The following is a 20955-nucleotide window of genomic DNA, read 5'->3' as shown; positions in this document are numbered from 1 at the left end:
GAACGATGGAACGGTGTATCAGGCCAATTGCCTCATTCCGTTGGTCGTATTCGAGCTTCGTCTGGATTTGAGGCTTTGCTTCTTCAGAAGCACTTCACGAATACGGCGTAGCTTGTCCGAAAGAGGGGAGTTATCTCCGGATTCAAGTTGAAAAAAATCAATAGAGTAGAAGAAGTTGCTACAGTGCTTTCTCTTTTCGGTAACCAGTCCGGTAACACCCTCGGCGCGGATCTCTTCAAATGGCATATCCATAATGAGGTCGAGTGTGATGGTGTCGCCGGGCTTGAACAGCTTGTCGGTTTTCATCACGCAGCCGTAGCTGTCTAGCTCATAAAGGCGAGCTTCCACGGTTTCTTTGCGAAACAGGCCGTGGCGTACGCGGAAACGGGCAACAAGATCCGGTAGTTCTTCGTTCATGAAATGCTTTCTCTGCCTCTGAGATCAGCCAGATTATTTGAGCATAAATTAAACAATAGACGGGCTATTTAATTTTGGCAATGCCATCAGCTGTCTACCGTAACCCTTTCATGGAATAGTTCAACATCCGCCCCCCGCAAAGGGGGCCAGATGCGGTCGTTATCTGGTTTTCAATTCGTACAGATCAACACGGCGATCTTTCAGATTGGTGACTGAGCCTTCGTTACGTACCAATTTGAGTTTCTCCAGGTCCATATCCGAGAACATGATCATTTCGGTGTTCGGGGTGGTCTCCGCCATCACGGCATCGTGGGGGAATGCGAAGTCAGACGGTGAGAATACGGAGGATTGCGCGTATTGGACGTCCAGGTTCTCTACCTTGGGCAGGTTGCCGACACTGCCGGTGATCACCACATAACACTCGTTTTCGATGGCGCGGGCCTGGGCACAATGGCGAACCCGCAAGTAGCCGTTTTTGGTGTCGGTCCAGAAGGGTACACAGATGATGTCCACATCCTGGCTGGCAGCTACGCGCCCGAGCTCCGGGAACTCAATGTCGTAGCAGATCATAATGGCAACCCGGCCGGCATCTGTATCGAATACCTGGAACTTGTCGCCGCCTTCAATAACCCAGTCGCGGCGTTCATGGGGCGTGATGTGGATCTTGCGTTGCTCGTCCACGCGGCCATCCCGATGGCACAGGTACGACACGTTATAAACCCGGTCGTTCTCGATCAGGGGCATGGAGCCGGTGATAATGTTGATGTTGTAACTGACCGCCATTTCCGACATTTCATTGCGGAACTGCTCGGTAAATCCGGCAAGAAAACGAATGGCGCGGGTCTGGTCCATCTGGTCGGTCAGGCCCATCAGGGGTGCGTTGAAGAATTCCGGGAACAGGGCAAAGTCACTTTTGTAATCAGACAACGCATCCACGAAATACTCAACCTGCTTCAGCACTTCCTCCACTGAGGTGAATTCCCGCATCTGCCATTGCACGGCACCCAGGCGAACCTGGGTTTTCTTTACGTTCAGCACCGAGGAGGGCGGGGTATACAGGATGTTCCGCCATTCCAGCAGGGTGGCATAACCCAGCGACTTTTCATCTTCCGGAAGATACTTGTGCATCAAACGGGTTACCTGAAAATCGTTGGACAGCTGAAAGGTGAGAATCGGATCGTAGATCTCTTTGCGGTCGACGCGATGGATGTACTCTTCCGGCGTGTACTGTTCGGAATACTTGAAGTAATTGGGGATACGCCCGCCTGCGAGAATAGCCCGCAGGTTCATGGAACGGCAAAGTTCCTTGCGGGCTTCATAGAGCCGCCGGCCCAGGCGGTAGCCCCGGTACTCGGGATGAATAAATACATCCAGGCCATAGAGCGAATCGCCATTGGCGTTGTGCCAGATTTTCTCGTTACGGAGGATCAGGTCGTCGTAGGCGTGGGGGTTGCTGAAGCGCTCGTACTTAACGCATACGGTCAACGCAACGGCCACCAGGTGCCCGTTGTCTTCAATACAGATCTGACCGTCCGGGAACTGCTCAACCAACGCCTTGATGGTTTCCTTTGGCCATGCGCCACCGATATCGTCGTAAACCTCGTCCATCAGCTCCTGGAGCTGGCTGTAGTCTTCAAGCGTCAGGTTTCGCAGATTCAGGTGGAGCTCTTCATGGGCCATCTGGTGTATCTCCTTTGGTTTGGCAGCCTTGGTTGCCTGTAAGTCCATTCTAACAAAGAGTTCTAAAGACTTCGCTCAAATTGCCGTTAGTCAATTAATTCACATCTATAATTGATGAGAAGCTGATCGAAACAACCTCAGTCTTATCGGAGGGATTCCCCTTGCAATTCTCATTTTCTCAGAAACTGCTCGTTGCCGTAGGTGCTCTCATCATAATGCTGATGGCTGCGTTGACAGTGGCAACGGATATCAGGCTCAGATCAACGACGGATCGTTATGTTGACGCGCTTATGGCCGACGCGGTAGAGCAGAGTACGTCCAGTATTTCCGATTGGCTCAACACTCGCCTGGACATGGCTGAGGCGACGGCCAGCGCCCTTGAGGGCATCCGCACCGACAATATGGCCCGTACCCTGATGGAAGCGATGACGCGCGGCGGCAATATTATGGATGTCTATGCCGGCACCGAGGACGGCCGGATGCTAATGCGGAGCCCAGAGGTGGAAGCGACACTGCCACCTGACTACGACCCCCGCACCCGCCCCTGGTTCCAGGGAGCCCAGCGGTTAGGGCGTTCATCATTCACTGAGCCCTATCAGGATGCCAGCACTGGCGCGACCATTATCTCCGCCATGGCCCCGATCAAGTCCGGTTTATATAAAGGAGCAGCCGGCATGGATATCGGGCTTGGCACGATTGACCGAATGTTGTCTACGATCACCCTGGCCGATACCGGGTTCGCCGCCTTGGTAAACGAGAAGGGCACTGTGCTCTTCTACCCGGACTCAGAGGTGGTCAGAAACAACATTTCGGACATTATCGGTCAGCGGCCCGCTCTTGATGGCAGCCAGCATACATTTGAGATGGACGGCGCCCGCTGGAGTGTCAGTTTTCATCCGATAGCCGATGCCCGGGCTGTGGAGTGGTACCTGGTGACGTTTGTTAACGAGGACCTGATCAACGCTCCGATTGTTGAGGCCCGGGTGGGCGGCCTTGTCATTGCCGCTGTGGGTTTGATAGTTGCCCTGGTGGCGCTGTATTTCGGAATACGATTGCTGATGGTGCCGGTGCGCCGCCTGAACAGTGCGATGTCCAGTATTGCTTCGGGTGATGCAGATCTTACCCGCCGACTGGACGATTCCGCTTCGGACGAATTTGGCGCACTGGCGCAAAGTTTTAACCGATTTGTGGAGAACATTCAGCAGGTTGTCCGGGAAGTCAAAGAGGGTAGTGATGACCTGGATGAGAATGTGACCGCCTTGCGCAACACCTCCAGTACCAGCCGTTCGAGCGTTGAGAGCCAGCAGAGCGAGATTGACATGATTGCTACGGCCATCAACGAAATGTCTGCTGCTGCCGGGGAGATTGCCCAGAACGCACAGCAAACAGCGGAAGCGGCTGAGAATGCCGATCAGGAGAGTCGCGAGTCGTTGCTGACGGTGACTGCGTCGAGGGATGCGGTGCAAAAGCTTTCCAATGAGGTTAATGCAGCTGCTGAAGTCATCGACACGCTGGGTAAGGATGTGTCGTCCATCACCACGGTGCTGGAGGTTATTCAGGGCATAGCAGAACAGACCAACCTGCTGGCACTGAACGCCGCAATCGAGGCCGCAAGGGCAGGGGAAGCAGGACGTGGCTTTGCGGTGGTGGCAGACGAAGTACGCAACCTGGCCCAGAGGACCCAGTCTTCCACTGAGGAAATCAATAACATGATCGAGCGTCTGCAGAAAGGCGCCGGCGATGCGGTGGAAGTGATGAAGGCGTCAACGGCGGTGTCTAACGTCAGTATGGAAAAAGCCCAGGACGCCATGGAATCCCTGAACCGGATTGCCGAGGCCATCACCGCCATCAGCCAGATGACGTCTCAGATTGCCACAGCGTCTGAGGAGCAAACCTCGGTTACCGAAGAGCTGAATGCCTCCATCACCCGGATTGCGGACCAGGGCCAGGAAGCAGCCAAAGCCGCCAGTGAAAACGATGTGTACAGCGGGCACATTGAAACCATTGGCAGAACATTGAATGAAAAAGTGACCCGCTTCCGCGTATAGCGGAGGCTGGCCATGGACGGCCAGCGGGTCATAACCTTTCAATCAGGTGAGGCAATCTGGCTCAGATAATCGAGCCGGCGACGCAGGTTTTCCAAAGTGTGCCGCCCCACATACATGGATTCCTCGCTGAGGTACGGGTTCTCCAGGGTTATCACTTTGCGCTGCTCAAGCCCAAGCTCTGTCACTGCGCGACCGAACCATCGCTTCAGGTAAACTGCAAAACTGCCATCTTTGATGGCGCGTTCTATTCCCAGCTGTAACCGATGGGCGGCCTCCTGATCATTTGGAGCGACAAAAAGATAGGATGGCATGTGGTAGGCGAACAGAATGTTGGGTTCGATGACCAGATCGTCTGCCCGATTGTGTTCAAGGTCAAACAATACTTCACCAACGCCACGGGCAAAGCATTCAAAACGTTCATTGCGCAGCATACCAAACAGGATTTCATAGCGGGTGTGCGTAACTACCTGCAGGCCGTTGGCCTCGAGAATCGGCGTGTCTGGCCAGTGAGAGCCCTGGCCAATCCGGATTTTTCTTGAAGTCAGGTCATCTATGTTCTGGATGCCCTCGAACTGGGGCAGATGCTTTGGTAACACCAGGCACACCCGAAAGCCCAGCAAGCCGCCGTCTACCGGCAAGGGAATAGGATTGAGAAATTCCTCCCGTTCAGCGGTGGTCGCAACATTGGCAATATCCACCAGCCGGTTATTATTGTTGGCCAACTCTCGCAGTACCCGGCCCTGGCTCAGTTCCTCACTGCGCACGACCGTGAAGTCGCCGTATTCCGACGTTTTGGCCAGTGCCAGTTCCACCAGTGACCGGATGGCCGGGTTATCGTAATTCCGGTACCAAAGAATAAAGGTGCGCTTGTCATCCGGTTCGACCGACATGGCTGGAGCGGGCAAAGACAAACACAGGACCAGAAGAAACCCCGGTAGATAACGATGAATGAAACGATTTCGTGCAACCAATGCCTTGTTCCTTAAGTGGCGCGCCCCCTAACTGTAGAACAGAATCTGTTACTGAAACCGGATAACTTTCAAAAATACTGTAAAAGATTCTTGAAGCACGCGCGTTCGGCTGTAATGATCCCGAAAAACCATTCTCTGGAGCCCTGAATATGGCACTCATTGATACACTTATCGGCACCGCTGGCCAGTGGGTAACCGCGAGCGACCCGAAAGCCACGCTTCTGCAGCCTGTTGCATGGCTTAAGAAAACCGGCAGCTATGCCACTGTTAACCGCTTGATTGGACTCGCCATTCCCTTTGCACCGCGAAACGGCTTCAGTGTCGAAGAGATGCGCCCCGGTTATGTTCGGGCGAAAATAAAGCTCAAGGGCAACAAGAATCATTTTGGCAGCCTGTACGCCGGTGCCTATTTCCTGGTGGCGGAAATTCCCGGTGGCGTACTGTCGCTGTTTGACTTGGGGCCTGCCTATACGCCGATCCTCAAGGAGATGACCCTCGAGTTCCTGCAGCCGGCCAATTCGGATGTCACGGTAGAGTTTTCACTGGCGCCGGAAGCGGTTGCCGCCATTCTGGCGGACGCCGATGCCACCGGCCGGGCGAAGTTCACCCTGGAAGGCAAGCTGAAAGACAAAGAGGGTAACCACGTGGCCACCTCGCTGGCCCATTACCGGGTGCGCAAGAAGGGTTTCAAGCCTCAGGACTGAGCAATTTCCCGCAGGGTTTGCAGGAAGACCTCGCCATATTTCTCCAGCTTGGCGGCCCCTACGCCGCTGACCTCTGCCAGTTGCTCCAGGGTTTCCGGGCGACGTTCCAGCATATCGAACAGGGTGGTGTCGTGGAAAATCACGTAAGGCGGCACGCCCTGTTTATCTGCCAGTTCCTTCCGGCACGCCCGTAACGCATCCCAGCCGGCCTGGTCGGTAATCTGCTCCCTTATTGCCGGGCCCGAGCGTTTGCCGGCAGATCTGGACGACGAGGATTTTTTGGCCACCGGGTCTTTGCGTAACTCGGTAGCCTGTTCACCCTTCAGCAGCGGGCGGCACTGCTCCGTGAGCTGTAAGGCGCCATAGCCCTCCGGATCTGCCCGCAGGTAGCCGTTGGCAACCAGCTGGCGGAACACCGATTTCCACTCGTTTGCGGATAACTCGGTACCAATACCATAGGTGGAAATGGCCTGGTGTCCAGATTGAAGAATACGTTCGTTCTCAGAGCCGCGCAGCACGTCAATCAGGTAGTTAACGCCAAAGCGCTGCCCGGTACGATACACACAGGACAGCGCCTTTTGCACGGCCACCGTGCCATCCCAGGTCTCAGGGGGGGTGAGGCAGGTATCGCAATTACCACAGGGCTGCTCCAGTTCATCACCAAAATAACGCAACAGTACCTGGCGGCGGCAGCGGGTCACTTCGCAGAGGCCAAGCATGGCATCGAGCTTCTGGCGTTCTACCCGTTTAAACTGGTCGTTGCCCTGCGATGCCTCAAGCATCTGTCTCAACTTAATGACATCCTGCAGGCCGTAAACCATCCAGGCGGTGGACGGCTTGCCGTCCCGGCCAGCCCGGCCGGTTTCCTGGTAATAGGCCTCGAGGCTTTTGGGTAAATCCAGGTGGGCGACAAACCGAACGTCTGGTTTATCAATGCCCATCCCGAAAGCAATGGTCGCCACGATGATAACGCCGTCTTCGCGCAGGAACCGTTCCTGATGGCGGGCCCGGGCTGTGGCATCCAGCCCAGCGTGGTAAGGCAGGGCAGTGTAGCCTTTGTCCGCCAGCATCTTGGCGGTGGCGTCGACTTTGTTGCGGGACAGGCAATAGACAATCCCGCAATCACCTTCATGTTCTGCTTTAATAAAATCCAACAACTGCTTGTTTGCATTTGTTTTTGGAGTGATACGATACTGAATATTTGGGCGATCAAAACCGCTGACAAAGTGCCGGGCATTGGTCAGAGACAAACGCTCGGCAATCTCTTTACGGGTTCGCTCATCCGCCGTTGCCGTCAGGGCTATCCGTGGGACACCCGGGAACTCCTGGGCGAGCATGCTTAACTGAAGGTAGTCGGAACGGAAGTCATGGCCCCACTGGGATACACAGTGGGCTTCGTCAATGGCAAATAGCGACAACGATGCGTTATGAAGTAACTCTATGGTACGAGGCTGTATCAGCCGTTCCGGTGCGCAGTAGAGCAAGTCCAGTTCGCCGGTCATCAGGGCGTATTCGGTGGCACGGGCCTGCTCATAATCCATGGTGGAGTTGAGGAATGCCGCTCTCACACCGAGTTCCCGCAACGCAGCCACCTGATCCTGCATCAGCGCGATCAGGGGCGAAATAACAATGGCCGTGCCGGGGCGGACCAGCGCGGGCACCTGGTAACAGAGCGATTTACCACCGCCGGTGGGCATCAGAACCAGGGCATCGCCACCATTTACAACTTCCTGAACAATCTCTCCCTGTAGTAGACGGAAACTCTCATACCCAAAAACCTCATGCAGTACCTGCTCCGGGCTGCGGTTAGCGGAGGAAGGCGGTTCGCGGGTCAGTTGCTCGAAGTCCTGGTCCGGATACATGGTGGTTGTCAGCCTTTGGGCGGGTGAAGTTCGGGGCGAAATGATACCAGATACTGCCGCTGGAGTGGTCAATACACCTTTTGGGATGGAGGCAAAGCGACAAGAGAAAGGATACAATAGCGCCCCTTCAGAGACTGTGATTAACCATTTCGAAAAACAACAGGGCATGCATGCAGGAATTTGACGCGATCCGACCTTATTCGGATGAAGAAACCGCCCCCGCGATTCAACGCCTGGTTAACGACCCGGATTTCCTGGACATGGTTGGCCGGTTCAAATCACCGGTTGCGGCCAAGTGGGCGCCGGCCCTGCTGAGAATGTTTGTGAAGCGCTGGCTGGTTCGGAATTTCGGCCACTACCATCGGGTGGATGACTTGCAGGCCGGCTTGTCCGGCTACGTTGGCGACCTGGTTGAAAGTACCACGTCCAGGGTGACTCATAGCGGCCTGGAAAATCTGAGCAAGAACTCTGCGCACCTGTTTATCTCCAACCATCGGGATATTGTGTTTGACCCGATGGTGGTGAACTATCTGCTGTTCCAGAACGGCTTTCACACCACCCGTATTGCCATCGGGGACAACCTGCTGGCAAACCGGGTATTCGCGGAGATGATGCGGCTGAACAAGAGTTTCGTGGTGCGCCGCAACATGACCAGCCCCCGGGAAATGCGGGATGCCTACCTGACCCTCTCCGGCTTCATCAATCACAGCATTGATACCAACCACAGCATCTGGATTGCCCAGCGCGAAGGCCGCGCCAAAGACGGCATTGATGTGACAGACCCAGCCATCATCAAGATGTTCTACATGAGCCGAAAGAAATCCGGGCTGGAGTTTGACGAGGCCATGAACCGGCTGCACATCGTGCCGGTTTCCATCGCCTATGAATACGACCCCTGCGATGCGGACAAAGCCCGGGAACTGGAGGTAAGGGCCAGAACGGGCAATTACCAGAAAGCAGAAGGCGAAGATACAAATCAGATCATGAGAGGCCTGACCGGATACAAGGGGCACGTTCATGTGCATTTCGGCGCGCCGATCGCCGATGCGGAAGATAACCCGAAGGCCCTGGCGTCGCGGATTGATCATGAAATGCATGCCAATTATCACTTGCATGCCTCCAACCTGGTGGCTTACCAGATGCGGGGTGTTCACCCGGAAGCTCACGAGACACCGGGCAGCGTGAGCGAGAGTGTTGTGACGGCGGAAACCTGGTCACCGGCAGACCTGGAAGCCGCCAAGGCAGAAATGGAGCGGCGGCTGGAGGCCTGCGATGCGGCCATTCGCCCGTATCTGCTCGACGTGTACGCCAACCCGGTGGTGAACGCCCTCGCCGCAAACAACATCGGCGAGGCGGTTCTGTCGCCGGCTGAGTAAGTCAGGCCCAGAGCATGGCGCCCATCTCCAGTGGATGGGTGAGTGCGTCATGGTATGGGTACATTCGCACTCGGAGCGTTTGCAGCCCAGGGTAGGGCGGTTGCACCTGGGTTTTGAACAGGGTCTGTCCATCTTTTTCGCCATCCGGTTCCAGAAAAAACCGATCTGGCCCGGGTTCTGCGTGAGTACCCGCACATTCCGGCGTCACCAGACATTCAACCCGAACATCGCTGGGAGCCAGGCCATTCAGGCTAACGCCAATGCTCAGTTCCACGGATTCATCCCAGGCACACTGGTCGTCCACGCAACCCCGAACGTGAATCGACACACCATCCCAGGCGGCCCTGACTCGTGCCTTCCACTCTGCCAGCTCGGTGGCCAGGTTAAAGCCATCGGCAGTCAGGCGTTTACCTTGCGCTGTGGCGGGCTGGTAATAGTTGCGAACGTAGTCCATTACCATGCGCTGGGCGTTGAATCTCGGCGTAATGGTCTTCATGGAGGCTTTTGAGCGGGTTACCCAACCCTTGGAGTAGCCCTGTGACGCACGGTTGTAGTAGAGCGGGATGATGTCCTGTTCCAGCAGATCGAGCAGGTCCCTGGCCTCTTCCCGATTGCGAAACTCCGGGTCCAGCCCGGTATCCCTTGGGGTAATCGCCCAGCCGTTGGTTTTGTCATAACCCTCTCCCCACCAGCCGTCCAGAACACTGAGGTTGAGGGCACCATTAAGCGCTGCTTTTTCTCCGGACGTACCGCTGGCCTCTTTCGGGTACTCGGGCGTGTTCAACCAGACATCCACGCCGCTGAGCAGTCGTCGGGCCATGGCTTGGTCATAGTTTTCGAGCAGGATGATGTGGCCCATCAGGGAGGGCTGCATGGATAATCCATGGATGACCTTGATCAGTTGCTGGCCGGGTTGGTCCTGGGGATGGGCCTTGCCCGCGAACACCAGCACCACGGGGTGATCTGGATTGGTCAGCAGTCGTTCCAGCCTGGCCAGGTCGGAGAAGATCAGGGTGGCCCGTTTGTAGGTGGCGAAGCGCCTGGCAAAGCCGATAACCAGGGCGTCTTTTTCAGGCGAGGCCAGCTGCCGGGCCATGCGCTCGGTTACCGAATGCCCGGTGCCGTTTCGTTTGTGCTGGCGCTTGAGCCGACGCACGGTGTATTCGGCCATCTGTTGTTTAAGCGCCTTGTGAACGCTCCAGTAGTGATAGTCCGGAATCTTGTCGATGAAGTGCCAGAAGTCCGGGTTCAGCAACTCGCTCTTCCAGGTTGGGGCGTGCATGTCGAACAGACTCGCCCACTCCGGTGCCAGGAATGTTGGTACATGCACGCCATTGGTGATGTACTGGATCGGGTTGTCCCTGGCTGGCACCTGGGGCCAGATATCTCCCTCCATGTGCGAAGCCACCCCACCGTGAATTCGGCTGACGCCATTATGAAAGCGGGAGCCACGCAACCCCAGACTGGTCATGTTGAAGCTGTCGTCGCCATTTTTTGAGCCCAGCGCAAACACTTCGGCAAAGTCCAGCCCTGAATCCTCTACATAGGCCCCAAGATGATGGGCGACCAGATCCCGCGGGAAAATGTCGTGGCCAGCGGGTACGGGTGTGTGGGTGGTGAACAGGGTTGAACCTGCAACGGCTTCCAACGCCGCACTGAATGGCAGACCTTCCGCCATGGCCATGCGGCACCGTTCAAGAATCTGGAACGCGGCGTGGCCTTCGTTAATATGCCAGGCTGTCGGCTTGATCCCGAGTTCAGATAACACCCGCACACCACCGATCCCGAGCAGCATCTCCTGACTTACGCGTATGCTGAAGTCGCCACCGTAAAGCTGCAGCGTCAGCGCCTGGTCGTCTGCGTTGTTGTCCGGCGTGTTGGAATCCAGCAGGTACAGGCGAATATGCCCGACCCGTGCCATCCAGACTTTCGCGTGGACATCGCGGCCAGGGAAGGGCACGGACACCGTCAGCTGCTTTCCGTCTCGTTCCACCGGGGTAATGGGCAATTCATCACTGGAATGGCTCTGATAGCGCGCGATTTGCTGACCCTGGGCATCAATGGTCTGGATGAAGTAACCCTGCTGATACAGCAAGCCAACGGCCACGAACGGCAGACCCAGATCGCTGGCGGCCTTGCAGTGATCGCCCGCCAGAATGCCAAGGCCGCCGGAGTAGATCGGAAAGCTTTCATGGAAGCCAAACTCTGCACAGAAATAGGCCACCAGGCTGGTCTTTGGGTCGAGTGCCTCCAGAACACCGGCCCCGGGCTCGGATACAAGGTAGGCATCGTAACTGGACAGTACGCGGCGGTATTCCGCCATGAAGGCGCGATCTTCTGATGCCTCATTCAGCCGGGTCTGGGACACCCGGCGCAGGAACAGTTTCGGGTTGTGCTCAACCTTTTGCCACAATCGAAGATCGATGCGGGCGAAGAGGCTTCGTACCCCATGATCCCAGCTATAGAACAAATCGTTAGCCAGAACCTCAAGCCCTTCAATAGCCTCCGGAATATGGGGGCGGGCTTCCAGCCGGAACTCCGTTGCCTTGTGCATGATCATGACCTCCTTGCGGCCACTGGCACTGTCTCAGTCATCGTGTATCCGGCCATTGCCGGTCAACAGGTTCTGATAAAGCGTTGCGTAATCCCTGGCGCGCTGTTTCCAGGAATAATCTGCGCTCATTCCGTTTTCCTGCAGTCGCCGCCATGTCTTCCTGGTGCCAAGGGTTTGCAGGGCACGCTCGACCGCCTGGAATAGCGCATCGGGTGTGGGTTCCCGGAACACGAAACCATTGGCTTGGTCGGCAGTGACTTCTGACGGGTCGAATACGGTGTCGTTCAGGCCACCGACGCCGTGGACGACCGGCACGGTGCCATAGCGAAGGCTATACATCTGGTTCAGCCCGCAGGGCTCGAAGCGCGATGGCATGAGAAACAGGTCTGCACCGGCGGTAATGCGGTGCGCCAGGCCCTCGTTGTAGCCCAGGGTCAATGACAGCTGCCCGGGCCATGCCCGTGCCAGTTCCTGCAGCCGCACCTGGTAGTGGCTTTGGCCCGACCCCAGGATGGCAAACTGGCAGCCGCGCTCCAGCAGGGGCACCGTGACGGCCAATAGCCAGTCAAGGCCTTTTTGTTCCACCAGGCGACCCACAAAACCAAACAGAGGAGCACCACTGGCCTCAAGCTTGAGCTCCTGTGCCAGGCGCGCCTTGCACTGTTCCTTGTTTTTCAGGTGGCCGGGGCCGTAATGGAAGTCTAACCATCGGTCCTGTTCCGGGTCCCAGGCGCGGGTGTCAATGCCATTGAGAATGCCGTGCAGGTGGCGGGAACGATGGCGCAGCAGGCCATCCAGTCCGTAGCCAAACCAAGGTGTCTGGATTTCCTCGGCGTAGCCGGGGCTAACCGTGGTGATGGCGTCACTGAACACCAGGCCGCCTTTGATAAAGGACAGCTGGCCGTGGAATTCAAGCAGCTCCATGCGCCAGAGAAAGTCCGGCAGGCTTAGGGCCCGAAAGGTTTCGTGGCTGAAAAGCCCCTGATAAGCCAGGTTATGAATGGTAAACACGCTCTTGGGCGGGTGTTGGGCACTCTCCAGGAACACCGGGATCAGCCCTGCCTGCCAATCGTTGCAATGCACAATGTCGGGTTGCCAGGACAACCCAAGCTGCCCCAGTGCCATCATGGCACCGATTCGGCCAAACAGATGAAAACGGTGAGCATTATCCCACCAGTCTTCACCATCATCGTTCTGGTAGGGGCTGTCGCCGGGGCGATCAAACAGCGCCGGGCAGTCCACCAGCCAGAGACTGACGGCCGTTCCGGGTAAACGTGTCTGCCACAAGGCAACGTCATACTGGCCATAGCGGAAACGGGTTTTGCGGCGCGAACCTGCCCCTCGGGCCGCTTTCAGGGCAGCAGGATAGCCGGGTAACAGTATCTGGCAATCATAACCAAGCTTGCACAAGGCCTCGGGCAGGCTTGCGGAAACATCCGCCAGGCCTCCGGTTTTCACCAGCGGGTAGACCTCGCTTGTGGCAAACAGGATGCGGGTCATGGTGCGGCCCTCAGAATGATCAGCGCCAGGGGAGGCAGGGTTACCTCCAGAGAGCATGGCCTTGCCATCCAAGGCTGGTCATCGGCGATTAATGGGAGAGGGTTGCCCAGGTTGCTGCCGCCATAATAAGTGGAGTCGGAATTGAAGATTTCCTGCCAGGCCCCGCCACTGGGCACCCCGATTCGATAATGTTGGCGCGGGATGGGCGTAAAGTTGACGATAACAACAAGAACTTCCTGCTGCTGCCCACCTTTGCGCACATAACTGATCACCGATTGCGGCGAGTCGTGGCAATCAATCCACTCAAACCCCGCACCGGTGAAGTTCCGGCCGTGGAGGGCGGGCTCACGGCGATACAAACCGTTCAGATCCCTGACCAGCGTTTGTATGCCCCGATGCGCGTCGTGTTCAAGCAGGTGCCAGTCCAGCTCCCGCTTTTCGCTCCACTCACGGCGCTGGCCAAACTCACCGCCCATAAACAGTAACTTGGCGCCGGGATAGGTGTACATGTAACTGAATAAAAGGCGTAATGAGGCCCGTTGTTGCCATTCATCACCCGGCATTTTCTGGATCAGGCTGGACTTACCGTGTACCACCTCATCATGGGACAACGGCAGCAGGAAATTCTCGGAGAACGCATAAAGAAGGCCGAACGTGAGTTTTTCATGGTGATACTGCCGGTACACCGGATCTTGCTGGAAGTAACGCAGGGTGTCGTGCATCCAGCCCATGTTCCACTTCAGGTTGAAACCAAGCCCGCCAATTTCCGGCGGCCGGGTTACCCGGGGCCAGGAGGTGGATTCTTCCGCCATCATCAGGATGCCCGGAAAGCGGCTCTGGCATACCCGGTTGAGGTCTTTCAGGAACTCGATGGCTTCAAGATTCTCATGTCCACCGTAGTCATTCGGCAGCCATTCACCTTCGTCGCGGGAATAGTTCAGGTACAGCATGGAGGCCACGGCATCCACCCGTAATCCATCCAGATGAAAGGCGTCGAGCCAGAACAGCGCGCTCCCAATCAGGAAATTACGGACCTCATGGCGGCCATAATTGTAGATCAGGGTACCCCAATCCTGGTGCCTACCACGGCGTGGGTCTTCATGTTCGTAAAGTGCGGTGCCATCGAAGCGGGCGAGGGCGTAATCATCATCGGGAAAATGCCCCGGCACCCAGTCCAGTATCACCCCGATGTTGTTCTGATGACATTGGTCGATAAGGTAACGCAGATCATCCGGGCTTCCGTAGCGGCTGGTGGGCGCATAGTAGCCTGTGGTCTGGTAACCCCACGACTCATCCAGTGGGTGCTCGGTAATCGGTAGCAACTCGATATGGGTGAAACCGGTTTCCAGAACGTAGGGGACGAGCTGGTCGGCCAGCTCGCGATAGGTCAGCCAACGGCCAGAGCCATGGTGTTGCCAGGAGCCGGGGTGTACTTCGTAGATACAGATTGGGCGATGCTGCCAATCAAAACGGCTTCGTTTGTCCAGCCAGTCACCATCGCCCCAGGGGTATCGGCCTCGCTCGGTGACCACGGCGGCATTGGAGGGCCGATGCTCAAAAGCCTGACCATAAGGGTCAGTTTTGATGATCTCACCGCGAGCCGTGCTGATCGCAAACTTGTATATGGCCCCGGGCTGGACACCCGGTATAAACAGCGACCAGACTCCCGAGCTCTCGTTCGCCCGCATCACGTGCTGGGCCGAATTCCAGCCGTTGAAATCTCCAATCACACTGACTGAGCGGGCGTTGGGTGCCCAGACGGCAAAACGCACGCCTTCTTTCCCGCTGACCCTGAGAGGGTGGGCACCCAGCACATTGTAAATGTGCCAATGGCGACCTTCGGCAAACAGGTGGAGATCGAACTCGCTCAAGGCAGGGCTTTCCATAGACCTTCGATTCCCGATCAGGATGGCAGGACAATGACCGTTATTGAACGCCGTTGGGCCTGTACAAAAAATGACCCAAGACAATATTACGTCATAATCTTCTGCTAGTGTTCTAATATTAGTATCAGTGTCAAATTGATGTCGACTCTCCCTTCATCTGCACAAACAGGGAAGGAAGGCCACCAAGGTTTTCAGGGAAGGTGTCATGCATACTGCGAAGCGCTTCGTCAGCCGTCTTACACGGCAAACTCTCGCTCTGGTTCTTGCCGGGGGGCGCGGTTCCCGACTCCATGATCTCACCAAGTGGCGCGCCAAGCCCGCCGTGCCCTTCGGCGGCAAGTTCAGGATTATTGACTTCCCGTTATCCAATTGCATCAACTCCGGTATCGCCCAGGTCGGAGTGATTACTCAGTACAAATCTCATTCCCTGATTCGCCATATACAGCGGGGCTGGGGCTTCATGCGCGGTGAGCTTGATGAGTTTGTGGAATTGCTTCCCGCCCAACAGCGCATTGAAACCTCCTGGTATGAGGGCACTGCGGATGCGGTATTGCAGAATCTCGACATTATTCGCAGCCATGAACCCGAGTACGTGCTGATCCTGGCCGGCGACCATGTTTACAAAATGGACTATGGCACCATGCTGGCCGCTCATGTGGAGAATGAGGCAGACATTACCGTTGGCTGTATTGAAGTACCGATTGAAGACGCCACCGCCTTCGGTGTGATGTCGGTGGACGATGAACTACGGATTACCGAGTTTGAGGAAAAGCCTGCGGTGCCGAAGGCTATGCCTGGGCAACCGGATAAAGCCCTCGCGTCCATGGGCATCTACGTATTCAGTACCCGGATTCTCTTTGATGAATTGCTTCGGGATCATCAACTTAACAATGAATCTTCACATGATTTCGGCAAAGACATCATCCCGTCGGTCATCCGGCGTCTTAATGTGTATGCCTTTCCGTTCCGGGATCCTGTCAATAAAAAGCCGGCCTATTGGCGTGACGTAGGGACTATCGATTCACTCTGGCAAGCGAACCTTGAGCTGATAGACGTGAGCCCCGAACTCAACCTGTACGATGCCCACTGGCCGATCTGGACCTATCAGGAGCAGTTACCGCCGGCCAAGTTCATATTTGACGATGAGGACCGCCGGGGAACCGCCGTTGATTCCATGGTGGCCGGAGGCTGCATAGTGTCCGGGGCCCGAATTCGCCACTCATTGCTGTTTTCACAGGTGCGTGTTCATTCGTTCACCACGGTTGAGGACGCTGTCATCTTTCCGGATGTAGATATCGGCCGCCATTGCCACATTCGCAAAGCTGTCATCGATCGAGGATGCAGAATCCCGGATGGCACCCGCATTGGGTTTGACAAAAAAGCAGACGAAAACCGTTTCCATGTTTCGCCCAAAGGCGTTGTTTTGATCACACCCGAGATGCTCGGGCAGGATTACCCCCATGGACTCTGACCATCGCACCCCCGTTGTGCTTTGCTGGCATATGCACCAGCCCGTGTACCAGGACCAGCACACCGGCGAATTTCTGTTCCCCTGGGTCTATCTGCATTGCATCAAGGATTATGTTGATATGGCAGCGCACCTGGAGGCCCATCCAGAGGCCAGGGCCGTGGTGAATTTTGCTCCGGTGCTGCTGGAACAGATAGAAGAATACCTGGTTCAAATTGAGCGCTGGCGACACAGCGGTACGGCAGTGAGCGACCCGGTGCTGGCAGCACTGGTGGCTGACTCCTTGCCCGAGCCCGGCTCTCCTGGTTTTCTGGAACTGATGGAAAAATGCCTGAGAGCAAATGAAAACCGGATCATCAAGCGGTTTGCGCCCTATAAACGGCTGTCGGAACTGGCCCGCTTCTATCGCACCCGCCCGGATATCCAGCGTTACATCTCACCGCAATTACTGGTGGACCTGCTGGTTTGGTACCACCTGGGGTGGATGGGAGAAACCGTGCGCCGTACTCACCCGGTGATCCAGACCCTGCAGGAGAAGAGCCATCAGTTCACCATGGAAGACCGGAGAGCGTTATTGGACGTCATCGAAGAGCTGATGGCAGGGCTTGGACCCAGGTACCGCCACCTTTCGCAAACTGGCCAGGCAGAGTTAGCCATGAGCCCCTGGGCTCACCCTATCGTACCGCTGTTACTGGATTTCGGTTCCGCCAGGGAGGCCATGCCGGATATTCGTATGCCCGAGCATTCAACCTATCCCGGCGGCAAGGACCGGGCAGACTGGCACATTCGTATGGGGCAGCAGGTATTTCAGCGGTTCTTTGGTGAGCAGGCCGCAGGCTGCTGGGCATCTGAAGGTGGCTTGAGCCAGGATACCCTGGCTTTGCTTGGTGAACACGGCTTTCAGTGGACCGCGAGCGGCGATTCCGTTGGTCACAACAGCTTTCGCCTGGCGAAAGAACAAGAGGCGCTGAACAAGGAGCCTCCTATTCACCGTCCTTTCCTGTTCGGAGAACAACCGGTAACCGTGTTTTTCCGCGATGACGGTTTGTCGGACCTGATTGGCTTCAATTACGCGGATTGGCACGCGGAAGACGCCGTTGGCGACCTGGTCCACCACATGGAGAATATTGCCAGTAACAGCAAGGCAGGGGATTGCCCGGTTATTTCTGTGATTCTCGACGGTGAGAACGCCTGGGAGTACTACCCGGAGAACGGCTACTACTTTCTGGATGAGCTATATCGGGTACTGAAAAACCATAAAACCCTGCGGCTGACTACCTATCGGAACCTGCTGAGCGAGCCGGTGTGCGATCCCGTGAAACTGCCGCACCTTGTGGCCGGAAGCTGGATTTACGGCACTTTCTCAACCTGGATTGGTGACCCGGACAAGAACCGAGCGTGGGACCTTCTTTGCGAGGCCAAACAACACTATGACCGTGTTATGGACAACGGCAGCCTGACCGCCGAGCAGAAAGAAAAGGCCAGCTACCAACTTGGGCTTTGTGAGGGGTCGGATTGGTTCTGGTGGTTTGGTGACTACAACCCGGCTCCGGTGGTTCGGGATTTTGAACATCTTTATCGCCGGCATTTGGCCAACCTCTACGACAACATTGGCTACCCGGCGCCTGCCCGCCTGTTCCAGCCCATCAGCCAGGGTGGGGGAGAGCCTGCGCGGGGCGGGGCCATGCGCCCGGGGCATGAGGCCGGGGGGCTGGAATGAGTGAAGCACTGACTCCCGCACCGGTATTTTCCCGTCGTCGTGCAGGTGTGTTGCTACATCCAACTGCCTTGCCAGGAAATGACGGCAAGCTTGGGCAACAGGCCCGGCGATTTGTCGACTATTTGGCAGACGCAGGCATAACGGTTTGGCAAACCCTGCCAACAGGACCTACCCATTCCGATTTATCCCCTTACCAGTCGTTATCCGCCCACGCCGGCAACCCTGAGTTTATTGACCTGTCGGAGCTTGTTTATCTGGACTTGCTCAGTACCGATGAGCTAGCGCGGGAGACCAGAGCCCGCGCCCTTGAAATCGCAGCGGGGCGTTTTTTAGCGGCCACCGGCCAAACACCCGTAACCACCAACCAGGATACCTGGCGACAGTTCCTGTCCGACCACAAGGCGTGGCTGGATGACTTTGCCTTGTTCATCGCCATCCGGGATGCCCATGGCGGCATTCCCTGGTATGAATGGCCAATGTCGCTGCGGCGCAGGGAACCTCTGGCTCTTGAAGCATTCCGGGCCCGGCATGGTAACGCCATTGAACAGGTCTGTTTCGAACAGTTTGTTTTTCATCTGCAATGGCAGGCAATGCGTCAATATGCCCGGGAGCGGGGCGTGCTGATGTTCGGGGATATCCCCATTTTTGTCGCCCACGACAGCGCCGATGTCTGGGCCCACCCGGACATGTTCAAGCTGGATGCGCAGGGCCAGCCGCTGGTCGTCGCCGGAGTGCCTCCGGACTATTTTTCTCCTGATGGTCAGCACTGGGGTAATCCACTCTATGACTGGCAAGCTATGGCCGCCGATGGTTATCGCTGGTGGATAGATCGGCTGGCCAGCCAGCAGGAAAAATTCGACCTGCTCAGGATTGATCACTTTCGGGGCCTGCAGGCGTTCTGGGAAATTCCTGCGGCAGATGCCCGCCCGGTGAACGGACACTGGGTGGCGGGCCCCGCCGATGCCTTCCTGTCAGCGTGTTTTGAGCAACTCCCGGAACTGCCGCTGGTTGCGGAGAATCTGGGCATCATCGGGGCCGATGTCGAGGCACTTCGGCAGCGGTTTAACTTGCCCGGCATGACGGTCATGCAGTTTGGTTTTGATGGCAGCGCAACCAACCCTCACTTACTTCATAACCATAAAGAGCATGACCTGGTGTACACCGGTACCCACGACAATGACACCACCCTGGGCTGGTACCAGAGCCTGGATGAACGTACCCGGGATCACGTAAACCAGTACCTTCGGCTCACCGACGACAGCATTCCAAGGCAGATTATCCAGGCGGCGCTGGGGTCTGTCTCGGGGCTGGTGATGATTCCCATGCAGGACCTTCTTGGTCTGGACTCCAGTGCCCGCTTCAACACACCCGGCACAACCTCCAATAACTGGATCTGGCAGTTGCCAGAGAACTATGAATCGCTGGCGCGGTCTGATTCCCTGCGGTCTATGGTCAACCTCTACGGACGTTAAAACTGACGATTGGTTATTAATTGACCAGCGTCAAGATGGTTAAACCTTGACCAGTTTTAAATACAAGGAGCGGGTGTGTTTATCGAAGGGTAGTTTACGTTGAGTAAATGCAGGGGGATATCATGGAGCATCGGCTTAGCCAGCGCATTGAAGGTGAATTACCTATACTGGTTTACAAAAGGGGAATGCCCGTAGCCACCGGGCAAATCCAGGACGCCTCCCGGCGAGGATTGTTTGTGGCGACTGATTACGCCGACATCCGGTTGAACCAGCCCATTCAGCTGGCCTTCAAGCTTCCGGATCAGGGACAGGATTGCCACCGGGTGCTGAACGCGCACGTTATTCGCCGCTCTTCCGGCGGGCTTGGTTTGGGGTTTGATGGAACGGATAACGAGGTGGACGTGATTGCAGAGTTGGTCCAGTGGCTTCAAAGCCAATCTTTGCTCACTGGATTCAGGGTTTAGGGCGGCACAGACCGCACCAACAGAATAGCCGCAAGAAGGAATGGATAATATGGCACGATTGGCAGGCAAGGTTGCAGCAGTGACTGGCGGAGCCGTTGGAATAGGCAAGGCCGCCGTTCAACGTATGGTGGAAGAAGGCGCAGCGGTTGGCATACTGGATGTTCTTGACCAGGCCGGTAAAGCGCTCGCCACGGAACTGGCCGCCAAGGGTTACAAAGTGGCCTATTGGCATTGTGATGTGGCAGACGAGGCCCAGGTAAAAGAGGCTATCGATAGCGTTGCAGAAAAATTCGGCAAGCTCGACGTATTGGTTAACAATGCCGGGATATCCGGCACCAACAAACCGACCCATGAACTGACGGAGGAGGAATGGGACAGGGTCCAGGCGGTTAATGTAAAAGGTGTTTTCTTCTGCACGAAGCACGCGATACCGCACATGAAAAAAGCGGGTAGCGGCAGCCTGATCAATCTTTCATCCATTTACGGCCTTGTAAGCGCGCCAGACGTGCCGCCTTACCACGCGTCAAAAGGCGCTGTAAGATTGATGACCAAGACCGATGCGATGATATACGCACCAGACCGGATTCGTGCCAATTCAATCCACCCCGGATTCATCTGGACGCCCATGGTTGAGAATCACCTGAAAACCACTGGCATGGACCCGGAAGAAGCAAGGCAGGCGACTGCCGCCTTGCATCCCCTGGGGCACATGGGTGAGCCGGACGACATTGCCTGGGGCATCGTTTACCTGGCGTCTGAGGAGTCAAAGTTCATCACTGGTAGCGAACTGGTTATCGACGGCGGCTACACGGCGCACTAACACCGAGCCACGA

The 20955-nt window shown here is 56.4% G+C and carries 15 protein-coding genes; 8 read left to right on the top strand and 7 right to left on the bottom strand.

What is annotated here, in order from left to right; genetic code table 11:
• Positions 1 to 18: 18 nt before the first annotated feature.
• Together ACZ5Q2_RS13710 and ACZ5Q2_RS13705 are read right to left on the bottom strand one after the other, a co-directional pair.
• Positions 19 to 417 (bottom strand): hypothetical protein, encoded by a 399-nt coding sequence (locus tag ACZ5Q2_RS13710; protein WP_061332911.1) that lies wholly within the window; start codon positions 415 to 417, stop codon positions 19 to 21.
• A gap of 159 nt (positions 418 to 576) precedes the next feature.
• Positions 577 to 2097: a bifunctional GNAT family N-acetyltransferase/carbon-nitrogen hydrolase family protein gene (locus ACZ5Q2_RS13705; protein WP_061332912.1), complete on the bottom strand. Its 1521-nt coding sequence runs from the start codon at positions 2095 to 2097 to the stop codon at positions 577 to 579.
• A gap of 221 nt (positions 2098 to 2318) precedes the next feature.
• On the opposite strand from ACZ5Q2_RS13705, the gene ACZ5Q2_RS13700 reads away from it, so the two are divergent.
• Entirely contained in the window at positions 2319 to 4145 is a 1827-nt protein-coding gene (locus tag ACZ5Q2_RS13700; protein ID WP_230715320.1) for a methyl-accepting chemotaxis protein, read from the top strand.
• Positions 4146 to 4183: 38 nt separating this feature from the next.
• On the opposite strand, the gene ACZ5Q2_RS13695 is transcribed toward ACZ5Q2_RS13700, so the two are convergent.
• A complete protein-coding gene (locus ACZ5Q2_RS13695; protein ID WP_138437442.1) occupies positions 4184 to 5035 on the bottom strand; it encodes a type 2 periplasmic-binding domain-containing protein in 852 nt (283 codons plus the stop codon).
• A gap of 230 nt (positions 5036 to 5265) precedes the next feature.
• Here ACZ5Q2_RS13695 and ACZ5Q2_RS13690 point away from each other — a divergent pair, with 230 nt between their 5' ends.
• The gene (locus ACZ5Q2_RS13690) at positions 5266 to 5820 is read left to right on the top strand and encodes a PaaI family thioesterase (protein ID WP_061332915.1); all 555 of its coding nucleotides are present in this window, start codon (positions 5266 to 5268) and stop codon (positions 5818 to 5820) included.
• Here ACZ5Q2_RS13690 and recQ read toward each other — a convergent pair.
• Complete coding sequence (recQ, locus tag ACZ5Q2_RS13685) at positions 5811 to 7682, bottom strand: DNA helicase RecQ (protein ID WP_432209964.1); 1872 nt, start codon at positions 7680 to 7682, stop codon at positions 5811 to 5813. The genes ACZ5Q2_RS13690 and recQ overlap by 10 nt on opposite strands.
• 170 nt (positions 7683 to 7852) lie before the next feature.
• On the opposite strand from recQ, the gene ACZ5Q2_RS13680 reads away from it, so the two are divergent.
• A complete protein-coding gene (locus ACZ5Q2_RS13680) occupies positions 7853 to 9058 on the top strand; it encodes a 1-acyl-sn-glycerol-3-phosphate acyltransferase (RefSeq protein WP_061332918.1) in 1206 nt (401 codons plus the stop codon).
• A 1-nt stretch (position 9059) separates the two neighbouring features.
• Here ACZ5Q2_RS13680 and glgP read toward each other — a convergent pair whose 3' ends face one another.
• From glgP to glgB, 3 genes are read right to left on the bottom strand one after another with little or no spacing between them, the layout of a single operon-like run.
• Positions 9060 to 11612: an alpha-glucan family phosphorylase gene (gene glgP / locus ACZ5Q2_RS13675; RefSeq protein ID WP_432209965.1), complete on the bottom strand. Its 2553-nt coding sequence runs from the start codon at positions 11610 to 11612 to the stop codon at positions 9060 to 9062.
• A gap of 33 nt (positions 11613 to 11645) precedes the next feature.
• On the bottom strand, positions 11646 to 13112 hold the full coding sequence (gene glgA, locus ACZ5Q2_RS13670; protein ID WP_432209966.1) for a glycogen synthase GlgA: 1467 nt from the start codon (positions 13110 to 13112) through the stop codon (positions 11646 to 11648).
• A complete protein-coding gene (gene glgB / locus ACZ5Q2_RS13665; protein ID WP_432209967.1) occupies positions 13109 to 14998 on the bottom strand; it encodes a 1,4-alpha-glucan branching protein GlgB in 1890 nt (629 codons plus the stop codon). The genes glgA and glgB overlap by 4 nt, the downstream gene beginning before the upstream one ends.
• A 205-nt stretch (positions 14999 to 15203) precedes the next feature.
• On the opposite strand from glgB, the gene glgC reads away from it, so the two are divergent.
• The 5 genes from glgC (at position 15204) to ACZ5Q2_RS13640 (ending at position 20942) form a co-directional block, all read left to right on the top strand.
• Positions 15204 to 16469 carry a glucose-1-phosphate adenylyltransferase gene (gene glgC, locus ACZ5Q2_RS13660; RefSeq protein ID WP_432209968.1) on the top strand — a complete coding sequence of 422 codons (1266 nt, stop codon included), beginning with the start codon at positions 15204 to 15206 and terminating at the stop codon, positions 16467 to 16469.
• Positions 16459 to 18186 (top strand): glycoside hydrolase, encoded by a 1728-nt coding sequence (locus tag ACZ5Q2_RS13655; protein ID WP_432209969.1) that lies wholly within the window; start codon positions 16459 to 16461, stop codon positions 18184 to 18186. Before glgC ends, ACZ5Q2_RS13655 begins: the two co-directional genes overlap by 11 nt.
• Positions 18183 to 19658 carry a 4-alpha-glucanotransferase gene (malQ, locus tag ACZ5Q2_RS13650; RefSeq protein WP_432209970.1) on the top strand — a complete coding sequence of 492 codons (1476 nt, stop codon included), beginning with the start codon at positions 18183 to 18185 and terminating at the stop codon, positions 19656 to 19658. The genes ACZ5Q2_RS13655 and malQ overlap by 4 nt, the downstream gene beginning before the upstream one ends.
• A 122-nt stretch (positions 19659 to 19780) precedes the next feature.
• The gene (locus ACZ5Q2_RS13645; RefSeq protein ID WP_061332924.1) at positions 19781 to 20122 is read left to right on the top strand and encodes a PilZ domain-containing protein; all 342 of its coding nucleotides are present in this window, start codon (positions 19781 to 19783) and stop codon (positions 20120 to 20122) included.
• 49 nt (positions 20123 to 20171) lie between these two features.
• Entirely contained in the window at positions 20172 to 20942 is a 771-nt protein-coding gene (locus ACZ5Q2_RS13640) for an SDR family NAD(P)-dependent oxidoreductase (protein WP_342632481.1), read from the top strand.
• Positions 20943 to 20955: the final 13 nt, after the last annotated feature.

It is taken from the genome of Marinobacter alkaliphilus (assembly GCF_055394375.1).
This window is presented reverse-complemented; position numbering and strand designations above follow the sequence as displayed.